Source organism: Roseospira navarrensis (genome assembly GCF_009601025.1).
Taxonomy (GTDB): Bacteria; Pseudomonadota; Alphaproteobacteria; order Rhodospirillales; family Rhodospirillaceae; genus Rhodospira; species Rhodospira navarrensis.
Genome location: NZ_WIVE01000003.1, coordinates 95,563 through 120,989, shown reverse-complemented (window position 1 = coordinate 120,989; position 25,427 = coordinate 95,563). Strand labels below are relative to the sequence as shown.

19 protein-coding genes are annotated in these 25,427 nt (G+C 69.8%); 7 read left to right on the top strand and 12 right to left on the bottom strand.

The window, feature by feature from the left end; translation table 11 throughout:
* Positions 1-524: 524 nt before the first annotated feature.
* The 7 genes from GHC57_RS02605 to GHC57_RS02575 all read right to left on the bottom strand — a co-directional run bounded on the left by GHC57_RS02605 (position 525) and on the right by GHC57_RS02575 (position 7,787).
* Entirely contained in the window at positions 525-935 is a 411-nt protein-coding gene (locus GHC57_RS02605; RefSeq protein ID WP_153340849.1) for a biotin/lipoyl-containing protein, read from the bottom strand.
* A gap of 129 nt (positions 936-1,064) precedes the next feature.
* The gene (locus tag GHC57_RS02600; RefSeq protein WP_153340847.1) at positions 1,065-1,382 is read right to left on the bottom strand and encodes a hypothetical protein; all 318 of its coding nucleotides are present in this window, start codon (positions 1,380-1,382) and stop codon (positions 1,065-1,067) included.
* A 52-nt stretch (positions 1,383-1,434) separates the two neighbouring features.
* Positions 1,435-3,015, bottom strand: a complete 1,581-nt coding sequence (locus GHC57_RS02595) for an acyl-CoA carboxylase subunit beta (RefSeq protein ID WP_425500633.1) — start codon at positions 3,013-3,015, stop codon at positions 1,435-1,437.
* A 102-nt stretch (positions 3,016-3,117) separates the two neighbouring features.
* Positions 3,118-4,626 (bottom strand): methylmalonyl-CoA carboxytransferase subunit 5S, encoded by a 1,509-nt coding sequence (locus GHC57_RS02590; RefSeq protein ID WP_153340845.1) that lies wholly within the window; start codon positions 4,624-4,626, stop codon positions 3,118-3,120.
* Positions 4,627-5,206: 580 nt separating this feature from the next.
* Positions 5,207-5,854: a DUF6468 domain-containing protein gene (locus tag GHC57_RS02585; RefSeq protein WP_153340843.1), complete on the bottom strand. Its 648-nt coding sequence runs from the start codon at positions 5,852-5,854 to the stop codon at positions 5,207-5,209.
* Between the two features lie 64 nt (positions 5,855-5,918).
* Positions 5,919-7,106 (bottom strand): flagellar motor switch protein FliM, encoded by a 1,188-nt coding sequence (fliM, locus tag GHC57_RS02580; protein ID WP_153340841.1) that lies wholly within the window; start codon positions 7,104-7,106, stop codon positions 5,919-5,921.
* A gap of 87 nt (positions 7,107-7,193) precedes the next feature.
* Entirely contained in the window at positions 7,194-7,787 is a 594-nt protein-coding gene (locus GHC57_RS02575; protein ID WP_153340839.1) for a flagellar basal body-associated FliL family protein, read from the bottom strand.
* Between the two features lie 417 nt (positions 7,788-8,204).
* Here GHC57_RS02575 and flgF point away from each other — a divergent pair, with 417 nt between their 5' ends.
* From flgF to GHC57_RS02550, 5 genes are all read left to right on the top strand, one after another.
* Positions 8,205-8,948, top strand: coding sequence for a flagellar basal-body rod protein FlgF (gene flgF, locus GHC57_RS02570; RefSeq protein ID WP_153340837.1), 744 nt, complete (start codon positions 8,205-8,207; stop codon positions 8,946-8,948).
* 19 nt (positions 8,949-8,967) lie between these two features.
* Positions 8,968-9,753 (top strand): flagellar basal-body rod protein FlgG, encoded by a 786-nt coding sequence (gene flgG, locus GHC57_RS02565; protein ID WP_153340835.1) that lies wholly within the window; start codon positions 8,968-8,970, stop codon positions 9,751-9,753.
* A gap of 69 nt (positions 9,754-9,822) precedes the next feature.
* Entirely contained in the window at positions 9,823-11,043 is a 1,221-nt protein-coding gene (gene flgA, locus GHC57_RS02560) for a flagellar basal body P-ring formation chaperone FlgA (protein WP_153340833.1), read from the top strand.
* Between the two features lie 185 nt (positions 11,044-11,228).
* Entirely contained in the window at positions 11,229-11,993 is a 765-nt protein-coding gene (gene flgH, locus GHC57_RS02555) for a flagellar basal body L-ring protein FlgH (protein WP_153340867.1), read from the top strand.
* Between the two features lie 262 nt (positions 11,994-12,255).
* Positions 12,256-14,979, top strand: a complete 2,724-nt coding sequence (locus GHC57_RS02550) for an ATP-binding protein (RefSeq protein ID WP_170294636.1) — start codon at positions 12,256-12,258, stop codon at positions 14,977-14,979.
* Position 14,980: 1 nt separating this feature from the next.
* On the opposite strand, the gene ggt is transcribed toward GHC57_RS02550, so the two are convergent.
* From ggt to GHC57_RS02530, 4 genes are all read right to left on the bottom strand, one after another.
* A complete protein-coding gene (gene ggt, locus GHC57_RS02545; protein WP_153340829.1) occupies positions 14,981-16,753 on the bottom strand; it encodes a gamma-glutamyltransferase in 1,773 nt (590 codons plus the stop codon).
* A gap of 337 nt (positions 16,754-17,090) precedes the next feature.
* The gene (locus tag GHC57_RS02540) at positions 17,091-19,010 is read right to left on the bottom strand and encodes an SLC13 family permease (protein WP_246152086.1); all 1,920 of its coding nucleotides are present in this window, start codon (positions 19,008-19,010) and stop codon (positions 17,091-17,093) included.
* Between the two features lie 393 nt (positions 19,011-19,403).
* Entirely contained in the window at positions 19,404-21,719 is a 2,316-nt protein-coding gene (locus tag GHC57_RS02535; protein WP_153340827.1) for a putative bifunctional diguanylate cyclase/phosphodiesterase, read from the bottom strand.
* Positions 21,720-21,989: 270 nt separating this feature from the next.
* The gene (locus GHC57_RS02530; RefSeq protein ID WP_153340825.1) at positions 21,990-22,457 is read right to left on the bottom strand and encodes a PaaI family thioesterase; all 468 of its coding nucleotides are present in this window, start codon (positions 22,455-22,457) and stop codon (positions 21,990-21,992) included.
* A 74-nt stretch (positions 22,458-22,531) separates the two neighbouring features.
* On the opposite strand from GHC57_RS02530, the gene GHC57_RS02525 reads away from it, so the two are divergent.
* On the top strand, positions 22,532-23,122 hold the full coding sequence (locus tag GHC57_RS02525) for a TetR/AcrR family transcriptional regulator (RefSeq protein ID WP_153340823.1): 591 nt from the start codon (positions 22,532-22,534) through the stop codon (positions 23,120-23,122).
* 10 nt (positions 23,123-23,132) lie between these two features.
* Here the strand turns inward: GHC57_RS02525 and GHC57_RS02520 are convergent, their stop codons facing one another.
* Entirely contained in the window at positions 23,133-23,948 is an 816-nt protein-coding gene (locus GHC57_RS02520) for an NAD-dependent epimerase/dehydratase family protein (RefSeq protein ID WP_153340821.1), read from the bottom strand.
* Between the two features lie 173 nt (positions 23,949-24,121).
* On the opposite strand from GHC57_RS02520, the gene GHC57_RS02515 reads away from it, so the two are divergent.
* Complete coding sequence (locus GHC57_RS02515) at positions 24,122-25,423, top strand: ABC transporter substrate-binding protein (protein ID WP_246152085.1); 1,302 nt, start codon at positions 24,122-24,124, stop codon at positions 25,421-25,423.
* The last annotated feature ends 4 nt before the right edge of the window (positions 25,424-25,427 follow it).

Below are 25,427 nucleotides of genomic sequence, written 5' to 3'. Positions count from 1 at the left end.
CCGGATCGCGGATCACGATGACAACGGGCAAAGACCCCATCCTGAGACGATCACACGATCCGGTGCGGGGCCCCGGGTGGCCACCCGGGGCCCCGCAACCCGGCATCTCCACAATGCCACAAATCAAACAGACAATCCTGAGGGAGCCCCCGCGACCATCGGTCCGATGGTCGCGCGCCTTTGCCGCGACGCGACGCGTCGCCGGGGGCGACCGAAGGACCTCGTGAGGCGGGTTTGACCCCATCAGTGTCACAGAACGGTCATCCGGGTTCGGAGCCCTGGGCAGCCGGCACACGCCCTTGCACCGTACACCTTTACTGCCGCAGAGGGCGTATTCGGACTGGGAGGCCGCCTTGTTTCGCAGGGCTTGTGCGCCCTGGACGGAGGGGGGGCTTCGACCCGCGAGGCCGGACGGGGCTGCAAGCCCCGTCCGGCACACCTCCGCCTGTGAGGTGCCAAGTCTTGTCTGGTGTGCCTCCGTCGGGCGCCGGGGGCGGATGAGTCATCCTCATCCGCCGCCGGTCTCACTCATAGTCCATCAGGATTTGCCCGACCTTGACGCCGTCGCCTTCCGCCACGCGCAGCGCCTTGACGGTGCCCGGATGGCCGGCGACCACGTTGGTTTCCATCTTCATGGCCTCCAGAACCATGATGAGCTCGTCCTGCTTGAGCGTCTGGCCGGGCTTGACGGCGATCCGGTTGACGACGCCGGAGAGCGGGCTGCGGGACACCTTGTCCTCGTCCACGGGCCCCTCGTCCGCCGGGCCCGAGGCGCCCCCGCCCTCACCGGCCGGCGCCGGCCCCTTCGAGGATCGCACCGTCATCGGCGGCGCGTGCGGCGGCAGATAGCCGGGCCGTTGCTCTGGCCGGTCTTCCTCCAGGACCTCCACATCAAGGTCATAGGTTTTTCCGTCGAGATCGATGCGCAGTTTCACGGTCGGAACTCCTGCGGAAGGCGGCGGACGGGCGGGCGCGGGGGGAGCCGCGGCCGGGCCGGTGGGCCGCTGTCATGCCAATGGCCGATGCGCGCCAGACGACGCATCGGCCCGTTGCGGGTCCGGGGCTCAGAGGCCCCGGGTCAGGCGGTGCGAGGCCTGGATGGCGGCGCGGCCGTGGCGGGCCCAGGCGGGTGCGCCGTCCGCGCCCGTCCGCACCCGGCGGGCGGACCGGATGCGCACCCGCTTGCCCAGGTAGGAGGTGACGGCGGCCGCCAGCATGACCAGGGTCTCGGGGTCCACCTCCGCGTCCCGCTCCCGTTCGGTCTCGTCCTGGCGGGCTTCCAGGGCCGCGATCCGGTCGCCGAGCGCGTCGATCTCGCCGCGCATGTCCGCGCGCAGGCTCTGGATCGCGGCCATGACATCGTCCAGGGTCAGTTCGCTCATGCCTTGTCGCTCCTGTCCCCCCGAGGGGGCGTTGTGCGGTCGGGGGGCGGGCTCACAGCGGGATCAGGCCGTGCTTCTTGGGCGGGCGCGTCTCGCGCTTGGTCCACAGGCTCTCCAGGGCCTGCCCCAGATAGCGTCGGGTTTCCGCGGGCTCGATGATGTCGTCCACCAGCCGACGGCCCGCCGCCACATAGGGATTGGCGAAGGCCTCGCGGTAGAGCTGGATCATCTCCGCCCGCTTGGCCGGCGTGTCCTCGGCCTCGGCGATGGCCTTGCGGAAGACGATCTCGGCCGCGCCCTCGGCGCCCATCACGGCGACCTCGGCCGACGGCCAGGCCACCACCCGGTCGGCCCCCAGGTCCTTGCCGCACATGGCGAGGTAGGCGCCGCCGTAGGCCTTGCGCAGGATCACCGTCACCTTCGGCACCGTGGTCGCGGAATAGGCGAACAGCATCTTGGCGCCGTGCCGGATGATGCCGCCGTATTCCTGCTCCACGCCGGGCAGGAAGCCGGGCACATCCACGAACGTCACCAGCGGGATGTTGAAGGCGTTGCAGAAGCGGATGAACCGGGCCGCCTTGTCCGAGGCATTGATATCCAGGGCGCCCGCCATCGCGCTGGGCTGGTTGGCCACCACGCCGATGGACCGGCCCTGAATGCGGGCGAAGCCGATCACCAGATTGGGCGCGAAGCCGGGCTGGATCTCCAGCAGGTCGCCATGATCGACGCAGCGGGTGATGACGTCGCGGACGTCGTAGCCGGTCTTGACGTCGGTCGGCACGATGTCGTTGAGGGCCGGATCCGACTCCAGCGCGTCGTCGAAGGGCAGCCGGGGCGGATCCTCCAGGTTGTTCGGCGGCAGGAAGCTGAGCAGCCGCCGGCACTGGTAGATGGCGTCCGCATCGTCGTCCGCCACCAGATGCACCACGCCGGAGCGGTTCATCTGGGCGTCCGGGCCGCCCAGCGCCTCGGCGGTCACGGTCTCGCCGGTCACCTGCTTGATGACCTGCGGCCCGGTGATGAACATCTGCGCCTGACGGGTCTGGATGATGAAGTCCGTCAGCGCCGGACTGTACGAGGCCCCGCCGGCGCACGGCCCGCAGATCAGCGAGATCTGCGGCACCGAGCCGGACAGCATCACGTTGCTGTAGAACACCCGGCCGTAGCCCGAGAGGCTGTCGATCCCCTCCTGAACGCGGGCCCCGCCGGAGTCGTTGATGAACACGAACGGCGAGCCGGTCTTGAGCGACAGCGCCATCATCTCGGCCACCTTGAGGCTGTGCGCCTCACCGGCGGCGCCACCGGAGACGGTGAAGTCCTGGCTCGCCAGATGCACCACCTTGCCGTCCACCTTGGCGCAGCCCGTCACCACGCCGTCGGCGGGCAGGTCGCGGTCCGCCATGCCGAAGGACGTGGCGCGGTGTTTGGCGAACAGCCCGAGTTCCTGAAAACTGCCCGGGTCGGCCAACTGATCGACCCGCTCGCGCGCCGTCATCTTGCCGGCGGCGTGCTGCTTTTCGATCTGGGCCGCGCCCCCGCCCTCCTGCACGCGCGTGCGGGCGGCGGCGAGGGCCGCGATCCTGTCCTCCATGCTCTGCTGCGCGGGCGGTGTGCCCCCCTTGTCCTCGGCCATCAGGCGTTCCTCTCCTGTGGATGGGTATCCGCGCCCCGGCCGACGGCGCGTCCGGAGCCGGTCCGGACACGCCCGCCAGGGTGGTCTGTCAGGGATGATGGATCAGGCGGCCGGAGACACCCGGACCTGATGTTCGCGGCCGTTCAGGGTGACCACGTAGGTGACCGGGTCCTTGCGCGCGGCGCCGCCCGCGCCGGCTGCGGGGGCCGGGGCCTCGGTGGTCTTGGAGGCCTCCGGGTCCTTGGCGAGACTCTTCGCGCCTTCGTGGCGGGTCTTGAAGAACTTGGTCGAGACCTGGGGGAACATGGCGTAGGTCAGCACGTCCTCGTCGCTGCCGTTGAAGCCCTCCAGCGCGGCGGCGGCGTCGCGGAGCTGGTCCCACTCCGGCTCCAGCAGGTCGGCCGGACGGCCGGTGATGGCCGGTTTCTGCTGCTGCGCCTCGGCCTGCTGCAGGACCTCGGCGTTCTTCTCGCCCTGCGTGGTGCCGTAGTAGCCCAGCATCAGGTCGGCGAACTCGCTGGTCATGGTCTTGTAGCGGCCCGTCAGCACGTTGAAGACAGCCTGGGTGCCCACGATCTGGCTGGATGGCGTGACCAGCGGCGGAAACCCGGAATCGGCGCGCACGCGCGGGACCTCTTCCATCACCTCGCGCACCCGGTCGCCCGCGCCCTGGCCCTTGAGCTGGTTCTCCATGTTGGAGAGCATGCCGCCGGGGATCTGGCTTTCGAAGATGTCGGTGTCGATCACCGTGAAGTCGCTCATGAAGTGGCGATAGCGCTTGCGCACCTCGGCGAAGTGATCGCGGACGGGGCGGATGCGCTTGAGATCCAGGCGCGTCTCGTATCCCGTGCCCTCCAGCATCTCCACCAGGGCCTCGGTCGGGTTGTGACCCGAGCCGAGCGACAGCGAGCTGACCGAGGTGTCCACCACGTCGCAGCCGGCCTCGATCGCCTTCATCAGCGAGACGAAGGTCACGCCGGTGGTGGCGTGGCAGTGCAGGTGAATGCGGGTATCCTCGCCACAGGTCTGCTTGATGCCGCGCACCAGGTCATAGGCGGGCTGGGGTTTCAGCAGCGCGGCCATGTCCTTGATGCAGATGGAATCGGCGCCCATGTCCTTGAGCTGCTGGGCCATCTCGATGAAGGCCTCGGTGGTGTGCACCGGCGAGACCGTGTAGCAGATGGTGCCCTGCGCCTCCTTGCCGGTGCGCTTCACCGCGTCGATGGCGGTCTTCAGGTTGCGCAGGTCGTTGAGGGCGTCGAAGATGCGGAAGACGTCCATGCCGTTCTTGGCCGCCTTGTCGCAGAAGCGCTCGACCACGCCGTCCTCGTAGTGGCGATAGCCCAGCAGGTTCTGCCCGCGCAGCAGCATCTGCAGCCGCGTCTTGGGCATCAGTTCGCGGAAGGTGCGCAGCCGCTCCCACGGATCCTCGTTCAGGTAGCGGATACAGGCGTCGTAGGTGGCCCCGCCCCAGCACTCCAGGGACCAGAAGCCGGCGTTGTCCAGGTCCTCGCAGACCGGGACCATGTCTTCCATGGCCATCCGCGTGGCCATCAGGCTTTGGTGGGCATCCCGCAGGATCAATTCAGTGACTTCGATCTGGCGTCCCATGGTCACGGTCCTCCCTTGTTGGCGCAGCCCGGACGGGCCAGACCGGCCGCGCGCGGGCCGGTGCCGAACAGGCGGATGAGTCACACTCACCCGCCGCTGGTATTCGTATTACGCCGGGGTTCTGCCGATTATTCGCCGATCTGCCCGCCAGATGCGGCGCGTCTCCCTTCACGTCGCTGGGCTCCGCGAATGATATGGGAAAGGAACGAGTTGAGACAAGTTCGCGGTTGCGCGTGGCAGGGCTCCGAATCCAGATGACGGGGGTGTCATGGTTCTTGCCCCATCACGAGATCCTTCGCGCCCGTCGGGCGCTCAGGATGACACTCTCTATTAAAGGTGTGTCTTCCTGAGGGAGCCCCCGCGACCATCGTTCCGATGGTCGTGCTTCTTTGCGGCGACGCGAAGCGTCGCCGGGGGCGACCGAAGGACCTCGTGAGGCGGGGTCGACCCCTGCAGAGTCACAGAACGGTGATCCGGGTTCGGCGCCCTGTACCGCATGGCGGCGATCAAACCGCAGGCGGTGCGACGGCAGCCGGAGGACCGCCGGTCGGGGCGGTCCGAGCGACCGAACCGCGCGTCGTCAGCGCACGGAGCGCAGCGCGCGCAGCAGCTCCCGTTCGGCTTCGGAGCGCTCGTCCTCGATGAAGAAGTCGTCCTCGTCGTCCGCGCGCTGGGGCTGTGCGCCGCCGCCGCCGCCGCCGCCGCCGCTGCCGCCATTGACGCGGGATCCGGCGCCGCGTCCGGGCACGGGCGGCGGGGCGGGGACGGTCTGACCCGCGCCCTCGGAGCGGCCGCTTCCGTAGCCGCCGTCCGGCCGGCCGGAGCGGTCCCGGGCCTCCGTCAGGGCGCGTTCCACGTCACCGCGCTGACCGGCGGAGGACGACCCGCCGCCGCTGCGGGCCGCACGGGGGCTGGCCCGCGTGCCGTCTTCCAGCTTGCCCAGGGTGGTCTCGGCCCGGTCCACCATGAAGGCCAGGTCGTCGCGCAGGATCTGCGCCTTCTCGACCCGGTCGGCGAGCGCCCGGCCGGCATCGTCGGCCGCCTTGCGCAGCTTGGGAATGCCCGCCTCGGCGCGGTGGGTCGCCTCGTTGAAGCTGCCGATCAGCCGGGCCAGCTCGTCGCGATTGCGTCGCAGATCGGCCAGCCGACTGTTGAGCACCCACGCGAACAGGATGGTGGGCACCAGCAGCACGACGATGACGATGTCCAGGATCAGGCTCAGCTCCATGTCGGCCTCACGAGGCGTTGGCATCCGGCCGGAAGGGCCGGGCAGGCGGCGGGATGCGCACTCATCAGGTCGCCGACTTGTTCTGACGGACCTTTCGGTCCACGCGGATGGCGATATTGGCGCCGCGCCGCCCCATACGGCCGGCGAACATGGGGACGTCGCCGCAGCGCAGCATCACGGTCGAGTCCGGGGTGGCGTTGAACATGATCTGCGAGCCGACCTCCAGGTTGAGAATGTGGCGCAGCGGCATGTCCACCTCGTCCAGGATCGCTTCCATCTCCACTTCGGTGAACCACATCTCCTCGGCCAGGTGGGTTTCCCAGATGGAATCGCGGCCGAACTTTTCGCCCATGAACATCTGGAGCAGCAGCTCGCGGACCGGCTCCAGGGTGGCGTAGGGAATCAGCAGCTCCAGGCGGCCGCCGCGATCCTCCATGTCGATGCGCAGCTTGGCCACGATGGCGGCGTTGGCGGGCCGCGAGATGGTGGCGAAGCGCGGGTTGGTCTCCAGGCGCTCGAACCGGAACGTCACCGGCGACAGCGGATCGAACGCGGCCGACAGGTCGGCCAGCACCACATGCACCAGGCGTTCGACCAGATTGCGTTCGATGGTCGTATAGGGCCGGCCTTCGATCCGCATGGCCGCCGTGCCGCGACGGCCGCCCAGCAGCACGTCCACGATGGAATAGATCATCGAGGAATCGATGGTCAGCAGGCCGGAGTTGTCCCACTCCTCCGCCTTGAACACCGACAGCATGGCGGGCAGCGGAATCGAGTTCAGGTAGTCGCCGAAGCGCAGCGACAGAATGTTGTCCAGTGAGACCTCGACGTTGTCCGACGTGAAGTTGCGCAGGGACGTGGACATCATGCGCACCAGCCGGTCGAACACCACCTCCAGCATGGGCAGGCGTTCATAGGACACCAGCGCGCTGTTCAGGATGGCCTGAATGCCGGACTTGTCGGTGTTGATCTCCTCGGTCTCGTCGAAGCCGAGCAGGCTGTCGATTTCGTCCTGGTTCAGGACGCGGGTGCTCTCCCGGCCGCCGCCGCCGCCGTCGTCGTCGCCGCCCTCTTCCTCGCCGAGCATGGCTTCCCATTCGGCGGCGATGGAATCGGCATCGCCCTCGCCCTCGCCGCCGCCGGCCGCGCCAGCCTCGCCCTCGTCGTCGTCCACCATGGCGGCCCATTCGGCCATCATGGCTTCCTCGTCTTCCTTGCTGACCTCGCGGCCGGGTTCGTCGGCTGGCGTCATCTCTGGCCCTGTCCTCGATCTTGTCTCGGGAATCCTGTCTCGGGGATCCCGTCTCGGGGGTGGCCGCCGGGGAGCGGCGCGCCGTCTCTACTGCACCAGCATTTCCTTGAACAGGACGGCGTTCACGCGGGCCGGCCGCACCGCGTTGCCGACCCGGCGGAGCAACTCCTCGCGCACCCGATAGATGCCGGCGGCGCCCTGCAGATCCTCCACCCGCAGCTCGCGCAGGAAGACCTGGAAGTTGTCGATCACGCGCGGCATGACCTCCTCGACGCGGGCCACGTCGTTCGGGTTGGCCAGTTCCAGGCTGACCCGCACCTTCAGGAAGTGGGGCTTGCGCGATCCCGTGTTTAGGTCCACGACCATTTCCGGCAGGTCGTAGAACACGGTGCCGCCCAGCGTGCCGCCGCCGCCGTGGCCGTCGTCGTCGCCCTGGCCGCCACCACCGCCGTGACCGTCATCCCCCGCGCTGGGGCTGCCGTGCGCGGCGTCGTCACCGCCGCCGCCGAGCAGCGGGTCCAGCATGCCGGTGAAGAACGCGCCGGCGCCACCCGCCAGGATGAGCAGGAGCACGGGCAGCAGGATCAGCAGCAGCTTCTTCTTGCCGCCGGATCGTTTTCCGTCCTCCTCGAAATCGTCGCCGTCGGAGTCGTCGTAGTCTTCTTCCAGATCGTCGGCCATGGGTCCTGGCAATCCCTGGGGTGGTTGCGGGGTGACCGTGCGAGCGGGCGGGGGCGGGCGGCGAAGCGACCCGGATCCCCGGGGCCCGAGCACCCGGCCGATCCCCAGTCCGGAAAAGGGGCGCCGCGCACGGGCGCACCTGTCCGACGCCGCATCGTGCCGGTGGGAGAAGGGTAGGCGTCAGACCTTAAGAAAGGGTTCAGCGCCCGGGCCGGGGCGGCAAGAACTGCCCGGCAACCCGCGCCGGGGGACGCTTCCGGCTTGGGCGGCGGGGCGGCTCCGCGCGCCCGAGGGCCGCCGGAGGGGCCGGTCCGGGCGGCTCGGGAAAACTGGCATGAAGTCTGCTTGGCAGAGCGCGACCCTTGCGGCCGCCGACCCAGGCCGGCCCCCACAGGACAGACACAGGCCCGACCGACCATGCAGACGCCATCCTACATCGCCCTGTCCCGGCAGACCGCCCTGTGGCGGCAGATGGACGTGGTGGCGAACAACATCGCCAACATGAACACGCCCGGCTTCAAGAGCCAGGATCTCATGTTCTCGGAGTATCTGGCCCCGTCGAAAGGCGCCGACAGCGCCTTTCCGGACATGCTGTCCTATACCTATGACTTCGGGACCAAGCGCGACGTGGGCCTGGGTCCGCTGTCCCAGACCGGCAATCCGCTGGACGTGGCCATCAACGGCCCCGGCTATTTCGAGGTCGAGACCGACTTCGGCCGCTTCTACACCCGCAACGGCCGGTTCATGCTCGACGCCGACGGCATGATGGTGACCGGCAGCGGCCACCCGGTGCTGAGCACCGACGGCACGCCGTTCTTCATCGCGCCCAACGAAAGCCGCATCACGGTCGCCAAGGACGGCACCGTCTCGACCGAGAACGGCAACATCGGGCGCATGAACATCGTCTCGTTCGAGGACGAGCAGGCCCTGTTGCGGGTCCAGGCCGGGTTGTACGACGCCGGCGAGCAGGAGCCGGAGGAGGCCACGGGCATGGCCCTGGAACAGGGCATGCTGGAAGGGTCGAACGTCGAGGCGACCGCGCAGATCACCAAGCTCATTCAGGTCCAGCGGGCCTACGAGCAGGTGCAGAAGATGATCGAGGATGAATCCGAGCGTCAGGGCCGGGCCATCAAGGTCCTGTCCGGCGCCCAGGACGTGTGACCGAGGGGCGGAGGATACCATGCGCTCGCTGAACATCGGGGCCACGGGCATGCTGGCCCAGCAGCAGAACGTGGAAGTGATTTCGAACAACATCGCCAACATGAACACGACGGCGTATACGCGCCGGCGCACGGAATTCCACGACCTGCTGTATCAGAGCCTGCGGCGCGCGGGCTCGGCCTCGGCGGACACGGGCAACATCGTGCCGGCGGGGGTGCAACTCGGTCTGGGTGTGAAGACGGCCGCCGTCTACCGCATCACCGAACAGGGCAGCATGCTCAGCACCAACAACAGCCTGGACCTGGCGATCGAGGGCAAGGGCTATTTCCAGATCGATCTGCCCTCGGGCGAGACCGGCTACACCCGCGACGGCTCGTTCCAGCTCAGCCCCGACGGCGAGGTGGTCACCCACGACGGGTTCAAGGTGCAGGGCGTGCAGGCCGTCCCGAACGAGGCGGTCAGCATCACCGTCAACCAGTCCGGCGAAGTGCTCTACAAGCTGGACGGCCAGAACGCGATGCAGAGCGCCGGCCAGATTCAGCTTGCCATCTTCCCCAACGAGGCCGGCCTGAACCCCGAGGGCGACAACCTGTTTACCCAGACCGAGGCCTCGGGCAACCCAAGTTCCAACAACCCGGGTCAGCCGGGGTACGGGACCGTGCTGCAGGGCTTCCTTGAGTCCTCGAATGTCAACGTGGTCGCCGAGATCACCGAACTCATCAGCGCCCAGCGGGCCTACGAGATGAACTCGAAGACCATCACGACCTCGGACGAGATGATGTCCACCGTCTCGCGGATGAAGTAACCGGGCCGCGCCGCGACCGCCCACCCCCTGACGCCAGCCCCTGACGCCAGCCCCTGACGGAGGCTTCCGATGACCACCACACCCCGCATCGCACGGCTTCGCTCCGCCGCTCCGGCCCGCCGGGTCGGCCCCGGCCTGTGCGCCGTCGTCCTGGCCCTCGGGCTGGGCGCGGGGACGCCCGGTGTCGCCGCGGCCAACGAGGTGGTGGTGCCTCAGGCCCCGCAGGGGACCACGGCGGGCGCGGTCACGGGGCTGTCCTCGCACGCCACCGGCGGGCAGACGCCGCCGCCGTCCCGCTGGCACCCGGATATCGTGGCGCTGGCCGATGCCCTGTCGGACGAGTCCACCCGGCGCGCCGTGCTGGATGCGCCGCCGACCCCGGCGCGGGGCGACGCCTATTCCCTGCGGGCCGCGCTGCGCCCTGAAGTGACCATCGAGCGCGCGCTCATCCAGCTTGGCGACGTATTCGGCGGGCTGCCGCCGGAGGTGGCGGCCATCCCCATCGGCCATGCCCCGCAGCCGGGCGAGCGGCTGGTGCTGGGGGCCGACTACCTCAACAACCTTGCGGTCGAGTACGGCGTGGACTGGTCGCCGGCCAGCCGCTACGTCCAGACGGTGGTGAACCGGCGCAGCTACACCATCGGCCGCGACCACATCATTGACGCCCTGCGCGAGCGCCTGCTGGCGGAGGGAATCCCCTTCGATGCCGAGGTGGACATCACCGCCCACAACATCCGCGCCGCCGTGGGGTCGCCGGATGAGATGCGGGTGGCGGTGCGCGACCTGTACTACGACGACCGCACCGGCCGCTTCAACGCCATGGTCCAGGTGCCGGCGGAGGGGCCGTCGGCCCGACTGATCCGGCTGGCCGGCTCGGTCCATCAGGCGATCGACGTGCCCGTGCTGGTGCGTCCGATCCGGCGCGGCATGGTCATCACCGAAGCCGACGTGCGCTGGGAAACCCTGCGCGGCGGCGATGTCGGGCCGAACACGCTGCTTGAGATCGACGACCTGATCGGTCAGGCCGCGCGCCAGGGCATCCAGGCGGGCCAGCCGGTGCGCGTCAATCAGGTCCGCATGCCGGAGCTGGTCCAGCGCAACGGCTTGGTCACGATGGTCCTGGAAACGCCCTTCATGACCCTGACCGCGCGCGGCCGCGCTCTGGAAGCCGGCGCCAAGGGCGAGACCGTGCGGGTGGCCAACATGGCCTCGGGCAAGGAGATCCTGGCCGTGGTGACCGGGCAGAACACCGTCCGCGTCGCGCCGAACATGGTGACCGTGTCGAATTGAGGCCGTGGGCCTCTGCCGAGGACCGTTGGAGCCCGTGGCCGGCCTCCGGTCCGTGGCGCCGAATGTCATGGGGCCGGTCCGGTTGCGGCCCCGCCGTCCCGCCAGGGACATCAAGCCCGTTTCGTGGGAGAGATCCGATGACCTCCGTTCCGCTTCGCCAGCCCCGTTTCGCTCCCTTCGCGCCCATGGGCCGTCGCGCGGCCCGGGGCCTGTGCATCCTGCTCGCCGTCGGCCTGCTGGGCGGCTCGCTGGGCGGGTGCAAGACGCTGCAGCGCCTGGCCGAGGTCGGTGACGCCCCCGGCATGAGCGAGGTGGAGAATCCCACCCTGCGGCGGGACTACAAGCCGGTCTCCATGCCCATGCCGACGCCGGAGGTCGCCACCCCCAACCCGAACAGCCTGTGGCGGCCGGGGGCGCGCGCCTTCTTCAAGGACCAGCGGGCCAGCGAGGTGGGCGACATCCTGACCGTGGTCGTGGATATCGAGAACGAGCAGGCCACGCTCGCCAACTCCCTGACCCAGGCGCGCGGCGGCGGCGAGACCGCCGGGCTCAACAGCTTCCTGGGCTACGAGGCCGGGCTGGCCAGTTTCTTCCCGGAAGCGATCAGTCCGCCCGACCTGGTGGACTTCGGCTCCACCAGCGACCACGACGGCACCGGGGCCATGACCCGCGCCGAGACCATCAACATCCGTCTCGCCGCCGTGGTGCTGCAGGTGCTGCCCAACGGCAACCTTGTGATCTCCGGCCGCCAGGAAGTGCGGGTCAACGGAGAGTTGCGCGAACTGACGGTGTCGGGCGTGATCCGGTCGATGGATGTCGCCTCCGACAACACGGTGGACTGGGACAAGATCGCCGAGGCGCGCATCTCCTACGGCGGCCGCGGCACGGTCACCGATCTGACCGAACCGCGCTACGGCCGGCAGATTTACGACATCCTGTTCCCGTTCTGAGCCGGTGCGGTTGCGCTGACACAGACGCTGACGGCAGACCCGGTCGGCCGCTCCCACGGGGGGCGGGTCGGCCGGGCTTTTGTATATTCAGGGGCAGACGCCGCAACCGGAGATTGATCCGGCGATCCCCCATCCGGGGTTTTGCATTCCGGCGGCGATCCTGTACCGTTCTCTTGCGGACCACGGATTTCGTCAGGAACCGACAGGGATGAGCGCGCGCGAGAGGGACCCGATGCTTCCCGGAGGGAGGGGGGCGGAGCCGATGGACCTGTCCGAATGCGAGGCGGAGCCGATCCACCTGATCGATCGGATTCAGCCGCACGGCTGCCTTCTGGTGATCGGTGGAGAAGCGGACCGGGTCACCCATGCGAGCGCCAACGTCAAGACGGTGCTGGGCCGGCCTCCCGATGCGGTGCTCGGCGCGCCGCTGGCCGAGAGCCTGCCGCCCGGCCTGCTGGCCCTTGTCCAGCCGCTGATCGCGGCGGTCCGGGCGGCCCGGGATCCGGAGACGCGCTCGGCGCATTGCCCGCCGGAGCAGGCCCCGGATGGGCGGGCCTGCCATGTCACCGTGCATCGCTACGCCGGACGGGTGATCGTCGAGATCGAGCCGGACGGGACGCCCGTGCCGCGCGCCTCTCCCGATCCACGCACGCGCGTGACCGAGCAGGCCGGTCCCGGCTCGCCTGACGTGGGCGCGCTGCACCGGATCGCCGACGAGACCGCGCGCATGGTCGCCGACCTGACCGGCTATGACCGCGTCATGATGTACAGGTTCCATCCAGACTGGAGCGGCGAGGTGATCGCGGAGCTGCGTCAGGAGGGCATGGAGCCTTACGTGGGACTGCGCTATCCGGCGTCCGACATCCCCTCCCAGGCCCGCGCGCTGTACACCCTCAACCTTCTGCGCGTCATCGCGGACGTGGCCGCCGACCCGGTGCCGGTGCTGGCGGCCGGGGCGGAGACGGACCCGGGCGCGGAGCCGCTCGATCTCAGCCTGTCCGTGCTGAGAAGTGTCTCAAACTACCATATCGTCTATCTGCGCAACATGGGGGTGCGGGCCACCCTGGTCGCCTCGGTCATGGTGGACGGCGTGCTGTGGGGCATGATCGCGTGCCATCACCGGCAGCCGCGCTGGGTGAGCCCCTCGGTCCGGCAGGCCGTGATCCAGGCCGCGGAGGCGTTCGCGGATCGGGTGCGCGCCCACCGGCTCTATATCGAGACCCGCCGCAACCAGATCGTGGATCATGGGGTCGCCCACTTGGAAAGCCGTCTGGCGGCGGGCGAGGACCCTGTCGCCGTGCTGATGACCGGGTCCGAGCGCCTGCAGGACATCCTGGAGTCCGATGGGGCCGTGCTGGCCATGGGTGATGCCCTGGCCACGGGCGGGGTGGCGCCGTCCCCGGCGGCCACGCGGCGCGCCCTGGCCGCCGCCCTGGCCGCCGACGATGATGGCTCGGGCGTTGTCTTCGTGCCGGACCTTCGTCGGGTCACCGCGACCGGCGATGATCCGGAGCCGCGCGGTGCGCCCGTTCCGTCCGGGTTCGCGGCCATGATCCTGTCGCGCGCGCCGCTGATCGTCCTGGGCGCGTTCCGCGTCGCCGAGGTGCGGGAGGTCTTCTGGGCCGGCGACCCGGCCCGTCCGGCCGTCCGCACCGGCGACACGATCAGCCCGCGCGAATCCTTCGCGGCGTGGAAAGAGACGCACGAGGACCTGGCGCGGGACTGGGAACCCTGGGTCCGCGACGCCCTGGTGCGGTGCGGCGAGGTGTTGCGCCGGGTGCTGGACCCGCGGAACCTCTCGCCATCCTTGCCGGAAGCGACGGATGCCCTCGGCAGCCGTCTGGAGGCCATGGCGGAGGTGTCCGGCGGTCTGATGAGCATCGGGGGCGAGTCCGGCGGCCTGGTGGTGCGCGAGCGGGACGGCACGCGGCGTCTGGCGAGCATCACCCATGGCTTCCGGGACCTGTTCGATGTCGTCAGCACCGGCGATGACGGGGAAAGCCTGATGGCGGACCATCAGGCGGCCGTGAACAGTTCCCAGTTGCTCGACAGAATTCTGGACCGGGCCTTCGGCGCGCCGGTGGCCTGCGAGTTCTGGTCGCGGGCGCGCGGGCGCCGCATGATCGAGGTCGTCGCAAGGACCCTGCTGACGCTGGACGACCCGGGCGGCACCCGGCGCTGGGACATGATCTCTCTGCGCGACATCACGGGGGCTCACCGCAGCCACGAAGCCATGACGATCGCCCGCCAGCGGGCCGAGGCGGCGTCCGATCTCAAGACCGAGTTCCTGGCCAAAATCAGCCACGATCTGAAGACGCCGCTCAACGCCATCGTCGGCTTCGCGGACATGATCGGGTCCGGGGTGGCGGGGCCGGCGGACGACAAGGTCCGCGAATACGCGGGGATCATCGGCGGCGCCGGTCAGCACCTGATGAAGCTGATCGAGGATCTGCTGGATCTGTCCCGGTTCGATTCGGGCCGCAACCCGCCGCGCGACGAGGTGCTGGACCTGGCGACCATCCTGCGCGAGTGCGGGGCCTGGATCACCGTGCAGCCCAAGGCGGATCGGCTGGCGTGGTCCTTCGACGTGCCGGACCCGCCGGTGTGGATCCGGGGCGAGCGCATGGCCCTGAAGCGCGCCATTCTCAACCTGCTCGGCAACGCGCTCAAGTTCACGCCCCCGGACGGCGCGGTGCATCTGGAACTGACGCGCCTTGACGATGGCGCGGTGGCGGTTTCGGTGACCGATTCCGGCCTGGGCATCCCGCAGGAGGAACTGGGGGACATCTTCCTGCCGTTCCGGCGCGGGCGCTCCCCCAGCATTGCATCGCGCGACGGGGCCGGGCTTGGCCTGGCCATGGTCCGGGCCACGGTGGAATCCCATGGCGGCCGCGTGGATGTGCTCAGCACGCCGGGCCAGGGCAGCACCTTCCGCATGGTGCTGCCGGCCGGCCGGGTCTATCCGGCGGGCACGCACCCGGACTGACCTATTCTCCGACGGCCACCCCCTCGCGGCGGGGATCGGCCGCGCCGATCAGTTGGCCGTCGCGGATCAGAATGGCGTGCAGCCCGGATTCGAGCGGCCGCGCGGTCACCTCGTGGCCCAGCGCAAGCAACTGGTCGGCATATGCCTGCGCCGGCGTGCCCTGTTCCACCTCGGTCGGGCCGTTTCGGTTCACCACATGGCCCATGGAGACGGCCACCTGCGGGTCCATGTCCCAGTCCAGGATGCCGACCACGGCGTTGGCCACGTAATTGATGATCCGTGATCCCCCGGGGGAGCCGATCAGCAGCACCGGCGCGCCGTCCCGCAGCACGATGGTGGGCGACATGGAGGACCGGGGGCGTTTGCCGCCCTCGACCCGGTTGGCGATGGGCCGGCCGTCCTCGGCCGCGGGGGCCCGGGAGAAGTCGGTCAGTTCGTTGTTGAGCAGGAAGCCCCGGGTCATCACCCGGCTGCCGAAGCCGGTCTCGATGGTGGTGGTCATCGACAGCATGTTGCCGGCCTGATCCACGATGACGAAATGGCTGGTGCCGGGGCGCTCCGGCTGGGTGTCGGGGGCCCACAGCGCGGCCTCGTCGCGCGGCGGTTCGCCGGGTTCGGCGGTGTCCATGGCCCGATCGGGGTCGATGAGGGCCGCGCGGTCGGTCAGGTAGTCGGGGTCGATCAGGCCCGCCGTGGGCATGGGCACATAGTCGGAGTCGGCCATGTACAGGCCCCGGTCGGCGTAGGCCAGCTTGGCGGCCTCGACATACAGGTGCCAAGCCTCGGCGGACGGACCCATGGCCGGCAGGTCGAATGTCTCCAGCAGGCCCAGGATCTGCCCGACGGTCAGCCCGCCCGAGGTGGGCGGTCCCATGCCGCACACCCGGTCGCCCCGATAGTCCACGCAGACCGGATCACGCTCCTTGACCTCATAGGCCGCAAGGTCCTCCCGCGTGAGAATCCCCGGGTTGATGTCCGTGCGCACGGCCCCGAAGATGTCGGCGGCGATGTCGCCGGTATAGAAGGGCGCGGAGCCCTCGGCCGCGATCCGCTGCAGGGTGTCGGCGAACGCCGGGTTCTTCAGGATGGTGCCGGCGGTCTTCGGGCTGCCGTCAGGGTTGAAGAAGTAGGCCCGGGTGGTTTCGAAGCGGGCCAGCTCCCGGTCCTGCGCGGCGGCGATGGACGCGGCCAGACGCGGCGAGATCGCAAAGCCCGCTTCGGCGGTGTCGATGGCGGGTTGCCACAGGTCGGGCCACGGCAGCGACCCGAACCGGCCGTGCAGGGTCTCCAGCAGCTTCAGCGTGCCGGGCACGCCCACGGACCGGCCGCCGACCACGGCCTCCCACCAGCCCACGGGTTCGCCGTCCGGGCCCAGCCAGTAGGTTTCGTCCGCCGCCATCGGGGCCGTCTCCCGACCGTCCAGCGTCACCAGTTCCTGCTGGGCGGCGTCCCAATAGAGCACGAAGGCGCCGCCGCCGATGCCGCTGGACTGCGGCTCGACCAGATTGAGCATGGCCTGCACCGCGACCGCCGCATCGGCCGCCGTGCCGCCGGCGGCGAGCACGGAACGCCCGGCCTCGGCGGCGAGCGGATTGGCCGCCGCGACCATGAAGTCGCGGGCGATGACGCTGCCGCCCTCGGTGCGGGTGGGGTCCTCCGCCACGCTCGGCGCCGGCGGCGGGGTCCGGTCACCGCCCGCCTGCGTGAACACCAGCGCCCCGAGCACGATCAGGACGGCGAGAACCAGAATCGGGGCGCGATTGCCAGGGGTCATGCGGGCTCCTCGGGGCACGCAGCCCCATGTGCGGGGACGCGGGGGCGCGGGGCGACGGCCCCTCTCAGATCGGCAGGCCGCCGCTCGTGACAGCCATCAGGATCTTGGCCACCAGGGCGGTGCCGAGCACGATGTAACCGAAGGGGGTCATGGTATCCATGGCGATGCGCCTCCTGACCAGGGCAATCCTGACGTGGGTCCGACGGCCGCTGACGAGGGCCGTTGGAGTGCGTGGCCGGCTGAAGCCGAGAAGGCGGGTGACGCCCATTCACCCACCGTTCCTCTCACGGTATCGCGGGTCGCGCCGTCATGCCAGTCCGGATCGAAGGCGACCCGGCTAGAGCCCGAAATACCAGGGCGCGACCAGACTGTAGGTGACCCACAGCAGCAGCAGCAGCGGCAGCCCGGCCCGGGTGTAGTCGCTGAACGTGTAGTGGCCCGGGCCCATGATGAGCAGGTTCGTCTGGTAGCCCACGGGCGAGGCGAATGAGCAGTTCGAGGCCAGCAGGGTGGTGATCGCGAAGATGTGCGGGTCCACGCCCAACTGGGTCGCCAGCCCGATGCCGACCGGGGTGAACAGCACGGCGGTGGCGTTGTTCGTCAGGACGTTGGTGAACCCGGCCACGATCAGGAAGAACATGGACAGGATGGCCGCCGGCCCAAGGTCCGCGAACACGCCGACCACCGAGGTGGCGACGAAGGTCGCGGCGCCGGTCGCCTCCAGGGCCTGCCCCAGCGCCAGCGCCGCGACCACGACCATCAGGATCTTGCGGTCCAGCGCGCGGGTCGCCTGCCGCAGATTCACGGCCTGGATGGCGATCATCAGCGTCGCGGCGACGATGGCGGCGACCACGATGGGGACCAGCCCGACCGCCGCCAGCCCCACCGCGGCGGCGAAGATGCCGGCGGCCAGCCCGGCATGATGGCGGCGGGGCAGGGTGCCCGTGGTGCCGGACAACACCACCAGGTCGCGTTCGCGGCTGAGGGCTTCGATGTCGGCCTGGCGCCCCATGATGAGCAGGGTGTCGCCGGCCTCCAGCCGGATCTGGGTCATGCTGGTGCGGATCATGCGGGCGCGCCGCTGAATGCCGATGACCAGACACCGATAGCGCTGGCGGAAGGCAAGCTGCTGAAGGTTGGGCCCGATCAGACGGGACGAGGGCGTAATCATGGCCTCCACCATGACCTGCTCGGTCTGCTCCGGCCGGTCCTTTTCCACCCCGTTGCCGTTGGACCCGCCGCCGTCGCGGCGGATGGTGTCGGTCTCCTCCTCGCCGCCGTCGCGCAGACGGTCGCGGGTGCGGTCCTCCTCGCCCGGGCGGCGCGGCGGGTGCAGCAGGCCGGGGTGACGCGCGGCGAGTTCGGTGAGGGCGTCGCGCGTCGCCGCGATCACCAGGGTGTCGCCGGGTCGGATGGCGTAGTCGTCGAACGGCGGCAGTTCAGCATGCTCGCCCCGCTGGATCACCCGGACCGTGACGTTGGGCAGGGACTTGAAGGCGCCGGCGACCGCCTTCTGGCCCACCAGATGGGAGTCGGAGGGCACCACGATCTGCGAGATGAACTGCTTGCCGTGCCGGGTCATCTGGCTGGCCATGCCGGCGCGCTCTGGCAGCAGGCGCGGCATCACTAGCGCAACATAGCCGAATCCGACCGCCGCCAGCACCAGGCCCAGGCCGGTGATCTCGAAAAAGCCCAGCCCGGGCTGCCCCATGTCCATCAGGGTGCTGGCCACCAGCAGGTTGGTCGAGGAGCCGATCAGCGTGGTCATGCCCCCCAGGATCGCCACATAGCTGAGCGGCATCATGACCCGGCTGGGGTTGACCTTCAGCCGGTTGGCCATGGCCTGCAGGATCGGGATGAAGATCACGACCACCGGCGTGTTGTTCAGAAAGGCGGACAGGCCCAGCACGATGACCAGCATCAGGATCAGCGATGTGGCCGCCGACAGCTTGTAGCTGAAGGCCCAGTGGGCCACGCTGTCCAGCGCGCCGGTGCGGATCAGCCCTTCGCCCACCACCAGCAGCGCCATCACGGTCAGCAGCGCCGGGTTCGAGAACCCGGACAGCAGGTCCTGCGGCGTGAGCACGCGGGCGCCGTCCGGACCGATGGCGGGGAACACGGTGAAAACGACCAGAAGCAGCGCCAGCGTGCCCAGCGACGTCAGTTCCAGCGACACCCACTCCGTCACGTAGAACGTGACAGCGACAGCGGTCAGGGCGAGCGACACCCACATGAGAACGTCAAGGGGAAGCGCCAAGTGTCAGCGGTCCTTCTCTCGGGGGAACGCGGCAGGCGGGCCGGCGACACGGCGGGCCGTCATGCGTTGGCGGGCACACCGGGTGGGTTCGGGAGACCCGGGCCGCTCGGGCCGCCGATGATAGGCAGCATGGCCATGCTCTGCCAAGGGCCGGTGAACGGCGGCCGGGGCGACGGGCTCAGGTTAACGGGATCGCTCTTCCAGGTCTTTGCAGGGGGTCGGAGACCTGCGCTCGAGGTCCTTCAGCCGCTTCGCGGCTTCAGGATCACATCCTATCGTTTTAGTCTGTCATCCCGAGTGAGCGAAGCGAGACGAGGGATCTCGAGAGGCCTGCTCAGGCGGCGCGGAACAGGCCGTCATGTTAACCTGAACCCGTTGCCGTGGAACGGCGACTCAGCCGCCGAACAGATACCCCTGGCCGAGCGGGCATCCTTCCGCCTTCAGGAAGTCGCGCTGGGCGGCGGTCTCGATACCCTCGGCCACCACCTGGAGGTCCAGGGTTTCCGCCAGCGTCAGGATCGAGCGCACGATGGCCACGGCCACCGGGTCGTCCGGCAGGCCGGCGACGAAACTGCGGTCGATCTTCAGAATGTCGGCGGGCAGCCGGTGCAGGGCGGTCAACGAGGCATAGCCGGTGCCGAAGTCGTCGATGGCGATGCGGATGCCCAGGTCGCGCAACTGGGTGAGCACGCGGTGGGCCGCCTCCGGGCGGGTGCGCATGACGGCTTCGGTCACTTCCAGAACGATCTGCTCCGGTTGCGCGCCGGTCTCCTGCAGGATTCCGAACACCAGGCCCAGCAGCCCGTCCGCTTCCACGTGGCGGGCGCAGATGTTGATGGAGACCTGTTCCGGGCGGGGGCCGCCGCCGAGACCCGCCTCGGCCTGCGCCCGGCTCTGGGCCAGCGCACGGCAGGCGGTGCGCAGCACCCAGGCGTCGAGCAGCGCGTACAGGCCGCCCCGGTCCAGCATGTGGATGAAGGCATCGGCCCGCAGGTCGCCTTGCTCCGGGTGGTGCCAACGGACCAGGGCTTCGTGGGACACGATGGGTCCGTCTTTCAGGTCCACCACCGGCTGGAACACCAGGAACAACTGATCGCTGGCCATCGCCTCGCGCAGGGTCTGATCCAGGTCGAGCAGGTGGGCGGTGTCGTGCTGGCGTTCGGCGGTGTGCAGCCGCGCGCGGTGTCCGCCCTCGCTCTTGGCCGCGTACATGGCGGAGTCGGCCCGCGCGACAAGCGCTTCCAGGGTGTCTCCGTCGTCCGGATAGGTGGCGATTCCGATGCTGGCGGCGGTAAACACGCCGGCCTCTCCAACCTGGAAGGGCAGGGCCATGCGGGCCAGGATGCGGTCCGCCAGATCCGAGAGGGTCTGTTCGGTGGGCAGGTCATGCAGCACGATCACGAACTCGTCGCCGCCGAACCGGGCCACGGTGTCCGAGTCGCGCACCATGGCGTGCAGTTCGGTGGCGACCGAGCGCAGCAGCGCATCACCGACGGAATGGCCGCGCGTGTCGTTGATGCTCTTGAAGTCGTCCAGGTCCAGGAAAAGGATCGCCGCGCGCTGGTTCGCCCGTCGCGCGAACCGGAGGATCTGGTCCGCCCGGTCCGTGAACAGGCGCCGGTTGGGCAGCCCGGTGACGGTGTCGAAATAGGCGAGTTGGGCGATGCGGGCCTGCATGTGATTGAAGGCATTGGCCAGCGTACCCAACTCGTCGCGCCGGGCGAGGGTCATCGTTCGGGTCAGATCGCCGGTCTCGGCCACGGTCTGGATGTGGTGCGTCAGTCGCTTCAACGGACCGAGAACCAGATGCTGCTGGCTCCACAGCACGGCGCCGATCAACACCAGGCCCGCGATGGCGACCAGGGCGACGGCGGTGGACAGGGCGGTGTGCCCGGCGGCGACGATGCGCCGCTCCAGGCGCGCGCCGGCGACCATGACGGGCTCGCCGAACACGTTCTGGAAGCCCAGGTAAAGCGCGATGGTCTCCGCTCCGGCGATCCGGATCACCGGCGGCCCGGCGCCGCCGCGGGTCAGGGCTTCGCGGGCCCCCTCCGGCATGTCCCGGTCATCGGCCGACCAGAGCGTCAGGGGCTCGCCCACCGCCGCCTCCAGGCCGCCGAGCAGGGATCCGCCCAGCAGCCGACCCATCACCATGGTGCCGCGCGGCGGTCCTTCGTCCTGGCTGGTCAGGATGGGGCGGGCGGCCACCAGCATGATGCCCGCGTCGGTTTCGACGAGGCCCCGAACCCCGCCGGGGCGGACCCGGGCCAACTGATGGATCTGTCGGATGTTCAGACCGCCGCCCTGCATCGAGGGCAGCGTCATGAAGTCATCGCCCTCCAGGTCGTAGGCCCGGTTCCACAGTTCGCGCCCCGCCGTGTCGAGGATGGCGATCAGAGTGAGATGGGCGCCGGAGAAGGTCTCGGCGAGCAGGTTGCTCGCTTCAAAGGCCGGTGACCGCGTGGCGGCATAGGCGTAGGTGTCGTCCCAGGCCGACCAGTCATGGACCAGCAGGTCGAGCGATTCGATCTCCCGGTTCAGCGTGGTGGTGATGCGTTGGGCGTGACCGCGGGCGTGCGCCTCCTCCAGCGCCAGGAAACTGGGGCGGATGACCCCCAGCATCACGCCCAGGGCCAGCGCCAGCAACGCACCGAGCAGAAGGGCGGAGACGGCAAGGACCTTGAAACGGACGGATGCCAGAAGGCGCATGGCTCTTGCCTGTCTCCGGAACGACCCGCGCGGCCGCGGCGGCTCGGGGGGCGTCCTGCCCGTGACGTGTCCAGGGCCGGCCGGGGGGGGGCGGTGGTTCCGGGAACACTACCCGAACGAGGGGGCGCGTCCCGCAGAGCGCAGGGTAGCGGGGAAATCGGAGGGGGTCACCCTTCTTATGGGTGCCCAAGCCCTCAGGAAATGCACCTGAAAGTAGCTGATTTTTTCCGGGTCCCGCGAAACGGAGGGCCGCCGGCGACACCTGCGTCGCTAAGCGGGCCGCACCTGCATCATGGTCGCCTGCATCAGGGCGACGGATTTCTCGCGCCCGTCCGGCTGCTCGGCCGTCACCGTCGCCTGCACGACCACGATCTGTTTGCCGGCGCGCAGCACCTGACCCCGGGCGTGGAACCGGGCGCCGATGGCGGGGGACAGCAGGTTGTGCTTGAACTCGATGCTCAGCACGTTGCTGTCCGGCGCCATGACCGTATAGGCCGCATAGCCGGCCGCGCTGTCCGCCAGCGCCGCCGTAACGCCGGCGTGGAGGAATCCGTTCTGCTGGGTCAGGTCCTCGCGGTAGGGCATGACCAGCGTGACCGTGCCCGGCGCGACCTCCGCGACGCTCGCCCCCAGGGTGCGCATGAACGCCTGTTCGCGGAAGCTGTCGTGGACCCGCTGGACATACTCGGGGCATCCGGGCGAGAAGGTCGGGGGATGGGCCGGCAGGGCTTCGGTCATTGCGGGCGGGGTCCGGGTGTGGTTTGATTTATACGCTAGCGTATGGAGGCGGGGCGGCCCCGTCAAGGCGCGCGATGGCCAGGGGAGAGGGACCGCTGCGGGAAGCCAAGACTCAACGGGATGCCTGGCTTGAGACCGGGTTCGCGATGCTCGCCGAGGGCGGCGCGGAGAACGTGCGGATCGAGCCCCTGGCCCGGCGCCTGTCGGTGACCAAGGGCGGGTTCTACTGGCATTTCAAGGACCGCGCCGATCTGCTGGCGGCCATGCTGGAGCGCTGGCGCGACGGCCGCGTGACCGTGATCGCGCGCCATGTGACCCCTGATGGGGACGAGACCGCCGAGGGTGTGCTGCGCCGATTGCTGTCGCGCTATCTGGACCAGCCGAACCCGCGCGGCATGGCCATCGAGATGGCGGTGCGGGACTGGGCGCGCCACGACGCGCGGGTGGCCGAGGCGGTGGCCACCGTGGACGCGGCGCGTCTCGCCCATGTGGCCCCGCTGTTCGAGGCGCTGGGCCTGCCGCCCGACGAGGCGGCCGCGCGGGCGCGGCTGTTCTATGCCTACGTGTTCGGGCAGAACCTGCTGGCGCCCACCGTCGATCCGGCCGAGGCCGCGGGCCAACAGGACCGCATCGCGGCGATCCTGATCGGCGCGGGCGGCGGGTAACCCGTCCCGGCTAGTCCTGCTGAGGATCATCGAAGTGCCCGAACGTGGCGAAGGCGCCGCCGTGGGTGGCGATCTCCGGCGCGCCGGGGGCGAAGGGCGGTTTTTCGGCTTCCACCTTCGCCCGCCAGGCCTCGGCGTTGTCTTCCGGCCGGAAGCCGATATGCGCGGCGTAGCGGTTGTCATAGGGCGCATGCGTGTTGGCGGAGACCCCGTAGATGATCGTGTGGTCCGGGCGTGTGCAGGTCAGCGCGGCGGCCACCAGCCGCTTCAGGTCGGCATAGCTCAGCCATGTGGACAGCATGCGCCGGTCCGCCGGCTCGGGGAAGCATGAGCAGATGCGCATGGACACCGATTCGATGCCGTACTTGTCCCAGTAGTACTGCGCCAGCCCCTCGCCGTAGGCCTTGGCGGTGCCGTAGTTGGTGTCCGGGCGCGGCGGCGTGCGGCTGTCGAGCACCTGGCTGAACGGATAGAACCCGACGGCGTGAATGGAACTGGCCCAGATCACCCGGCGCACACCGTTCTTCCGCGCGCCCTCGAACACGTTGTACAGGCCCAGCATGTGGCCGCGCAGGATCTCGTCGAAGGGCGCTTCCATGCCCTTGCCGGCGACGTAGACCACGGCGTCCACGTCCCGCGTCATGGCCAGCACGGGCACCGGGTCGGCGAGATCGGCCTGGATGACCTCCTCGTCCGCGCCCGGCGGATCCATGTCCGCGATGTCGGTGACCCGCAGGTGGGCGCAGTGGCCGGCGAGGAACGGGCGCAACTGGCGGCCCAGGGCGCCGGCGGCGCCGGCCAGGAGAATCCGGTTGATGGGGCGCATGGGGCGGTCCTCTGCTGTGGGCGATGGGCCGCAGGGTAGGCCGTCCCGCCCCCCGGTTTCCACCCCGCGCGGACCCGGACGGCCTCGGGCGGTTCCCCTGCGGCGGGCCTCGCCCTATCATCGGTCGCAACCAACAAGCCGAAGCGCCAGATCGACAGACAGGGAGGATCGCCATGACCGGACCCCGAATCCCTCGACTCCATCGCCGCCCGGGACGTCGGATGCTGGTGGCGCTGGGCGCGCTCGGCGCGGCGCTCGCGGCTGCCGTGCCCGCCCGCGCGGAGACCCTGCGCATCGCCTGCTCGGCGCTGGGCCAGGAACGCACCCTGTGCGAGCAGGGCGCGCAGGCCTGGGCGGAGGAAACCGGCCACACCGTGGATCTGGTCGCCATCCCCAACTCGGCGACGGAGCGGCTGGGGCTCTACCAGCAGCTCCTTGCGGCCGGGGCAGGCGACATCGACGTGCTGCAGATCGACGTGGTCTGGCCCGGCCTGCTGGCGGACCATCTGGTGGACCTGGGGCCGGCCATGGGCGAGGATGCCCGCGAGCACCTGCCCGTCCTGATCGAGAACAACACCGTGGACGGCCGCATGGTCGCCATGCCGTGGTTCATCGACGCAGGGTTGCTGTACTACCGCACGGACCTGCTGGAGACGCACGGAGTCGCGGTGCCCGAGACCTGGGCGGCGCTGACCGAGGCGGCCGAGGCCATCCAGGCGGCCGAGCGCGCCGCCGGGGCCGAGGACCTGTGGGGCTATGTCTGGCAGGGCCGCGCCTACGAGGGCCTGACCTGCAACGCGCTGGAGTGGGTCGCCAGCCACGGCGGCGGTACCGTGGTCGCGCCCAACGGCACGATCTCCATCGACACCCCCGAGGCCGCCGCCGCCCTCGACCGCGCGGCCGGCTGGGTCGGCACCATCTCGCCGCCGGGGGTGCTGAACCACGCCGAGGAGGAGGCGCGCGGCCTGTTCCAGTCCGGCCGGGCCGTGTTCATGCGCAACTGGCCCTACGCCTGGTCGCTGGCCCAGGGCGAGGACAGCCCGGTGGCGGGCAAGGTGGGTGTGGCCCCGCTGCCGGCCGGGCCGGAGGGGCAGTCGGCCGCCACCCTGGGCGGGGCGCATCTGGCGGTCTCCCGCTATTCCGAGAACCCGGATGCGGCCATCGAGCTGGTGCGCCATCTGACCGGGGCGGCCGAGCAGACGCGCCGCGCCATCGAGGGATCGTTCAACCCCTCGCGTCCGGACCTCTACAGCGATCCGGCGATCCTGGAGGCCACCCCCTTCATCGCCGACATGGCGGAGGTCATCGACGGCCTCGTGGCCCGGCCGTCCACGGTGACCGCCGACCGCTACAATCAGGTTAGCACGGCGTTCTTCAATGGCGTGCATGGTGTGCTGAGCGGCCAGGCCGAGCCGTCGGCGGCTGTCTCGGACATGGCCGATCGGATTCGGCGCATCAAGCGCGGCGGCTGGTAGGCCG

What these genes read in the sequence shown, in the direction of transcription:
- flgA (WP_153340833.1), top strand. Translation starts at nt 9,823, where the DNA reads ATGACCACCACACCCCGCATCGCACGGCTTCGCTCCGCCGCTCCGGCC.
- GHC57_RS02575 (WP_153340839.1), bottom strand. Translation starts at nt 7,787, where the DNA reads ATGGCCGACGATCTGGAAGAAGACTACGACGACTCCGACGGCGACGAT.
- GHC57_RS02525 (WP_153340823.1), top strand. Translation starts at nt 22,532, where the DNA reads ATGGCCAGGGGAGAGGGACCGCTGCGGGAAGCCAAGACTCAACGGGAT.
- GHC57_RS02590 (WP_153340845.1), bottom strand. Translation starts at nt 4,626, where the DNA reads ATGGGACGCCAGATCGAAGTCACTGAATTGATCCTGCGGGATGCCCAC.
- GHC57_RS02535 (WP_153340827.1), bottom strand. Translation starts at nt 21,719, where the DNA reads ATGCGCCTTCTGGCATCCGTCCGTTTCAAGGTCCTTGCCGTCTCCGCC.
- GHC57_RS02520 (WP_153340821.1), bottom strand. Translation starts at nt 23,948, where the DNA reads ATGCGCCCCATCAACCGGATTCTCCTGGCCGGCGCCGCCGGCGCCCTG.
- flgG (WP_153340835.1), top strand. Translation starts at nt 8,968, where the DNA reads ATGCGCTCGCTGAACATCGGGGCCACGGGCATGCTGGCCCAGCAGCAG.
- fliM (WP_153340841.1), bottom strand. Translation starts at nt 7,106, where the DNA reads ATGACGCCAGCCGACGAACCCGGCCGCGAGGTCAGCAAGGAAGACGAG.
- GHC57_RS02515 (WP_246152085.1), top strand. Translation starts at nt 24,122, where the DNA reads ATGACCGGACCCCGAATCCCTCGACTCCATCGCCGCCCGGGACGTCGG.
- GHC57_RS02585 (WP_153340843.1), bottom strand. Translation starts at nt 5,854, where the DNA reads ATGGAGCTGAGCCTGATCCTGGACATCGTCATCGTCGTGCTGCTGGTG.
- GHC57_RS02595 (WP_425500633.1), bottom strand. Translation starts at nt 3,015, where the DNA reads ATGGCCGAGGACAAGGGGGGCACACCGCCCGCGCAGCAGAGCATGGAG.
- flgH (WP_153340867.1), top strand. Translation starts at nt 11,229, where the DNA reads ATGGGCCGTCGCGCGGCCCGGGGCCTGTGCATCCTGCTCGCCGTCGGC.
- flgF (WP_153340837.1), top strand. Translation starts at nt 8,205, where the DNA reads ATGCAGACGCCATCCTACATCGCCCTGTCCCGGCAGACCGCCCTGTGG.
- GHC57_RS02600 (WP_153340847.1), bottom strand. Translation starts at nt 1,382, where the DNA reads ATGAGCGAACTGACCCTGGACGATGTCATGGCCGCGATCCAGAGCCTG.
- GHC57_RS02530 (WP_153340825.1), bottom strand. Translation starts at nt 22,457, where the DNA reads ATGACCGAAGCCCTGCCGGCCCATCCCCCGACCTTCTCGCCCGGATGC.
- ggt (WP_153340829.1), bottom strand. Translation starts at nt 16,753, where the DNA reads ATGACCCCTGGCAATCGCGCCCCGATTCTGGTTCTCGCCGTCCTGATC.
- GHC57_RS02550 (WP_170294636.1), top strand. Translation starts at nt 12,256, where the DNA reads ATGGACCTGTCCGAATGCGAGGCGGAGCCGATCCACCTGATCGATCGG.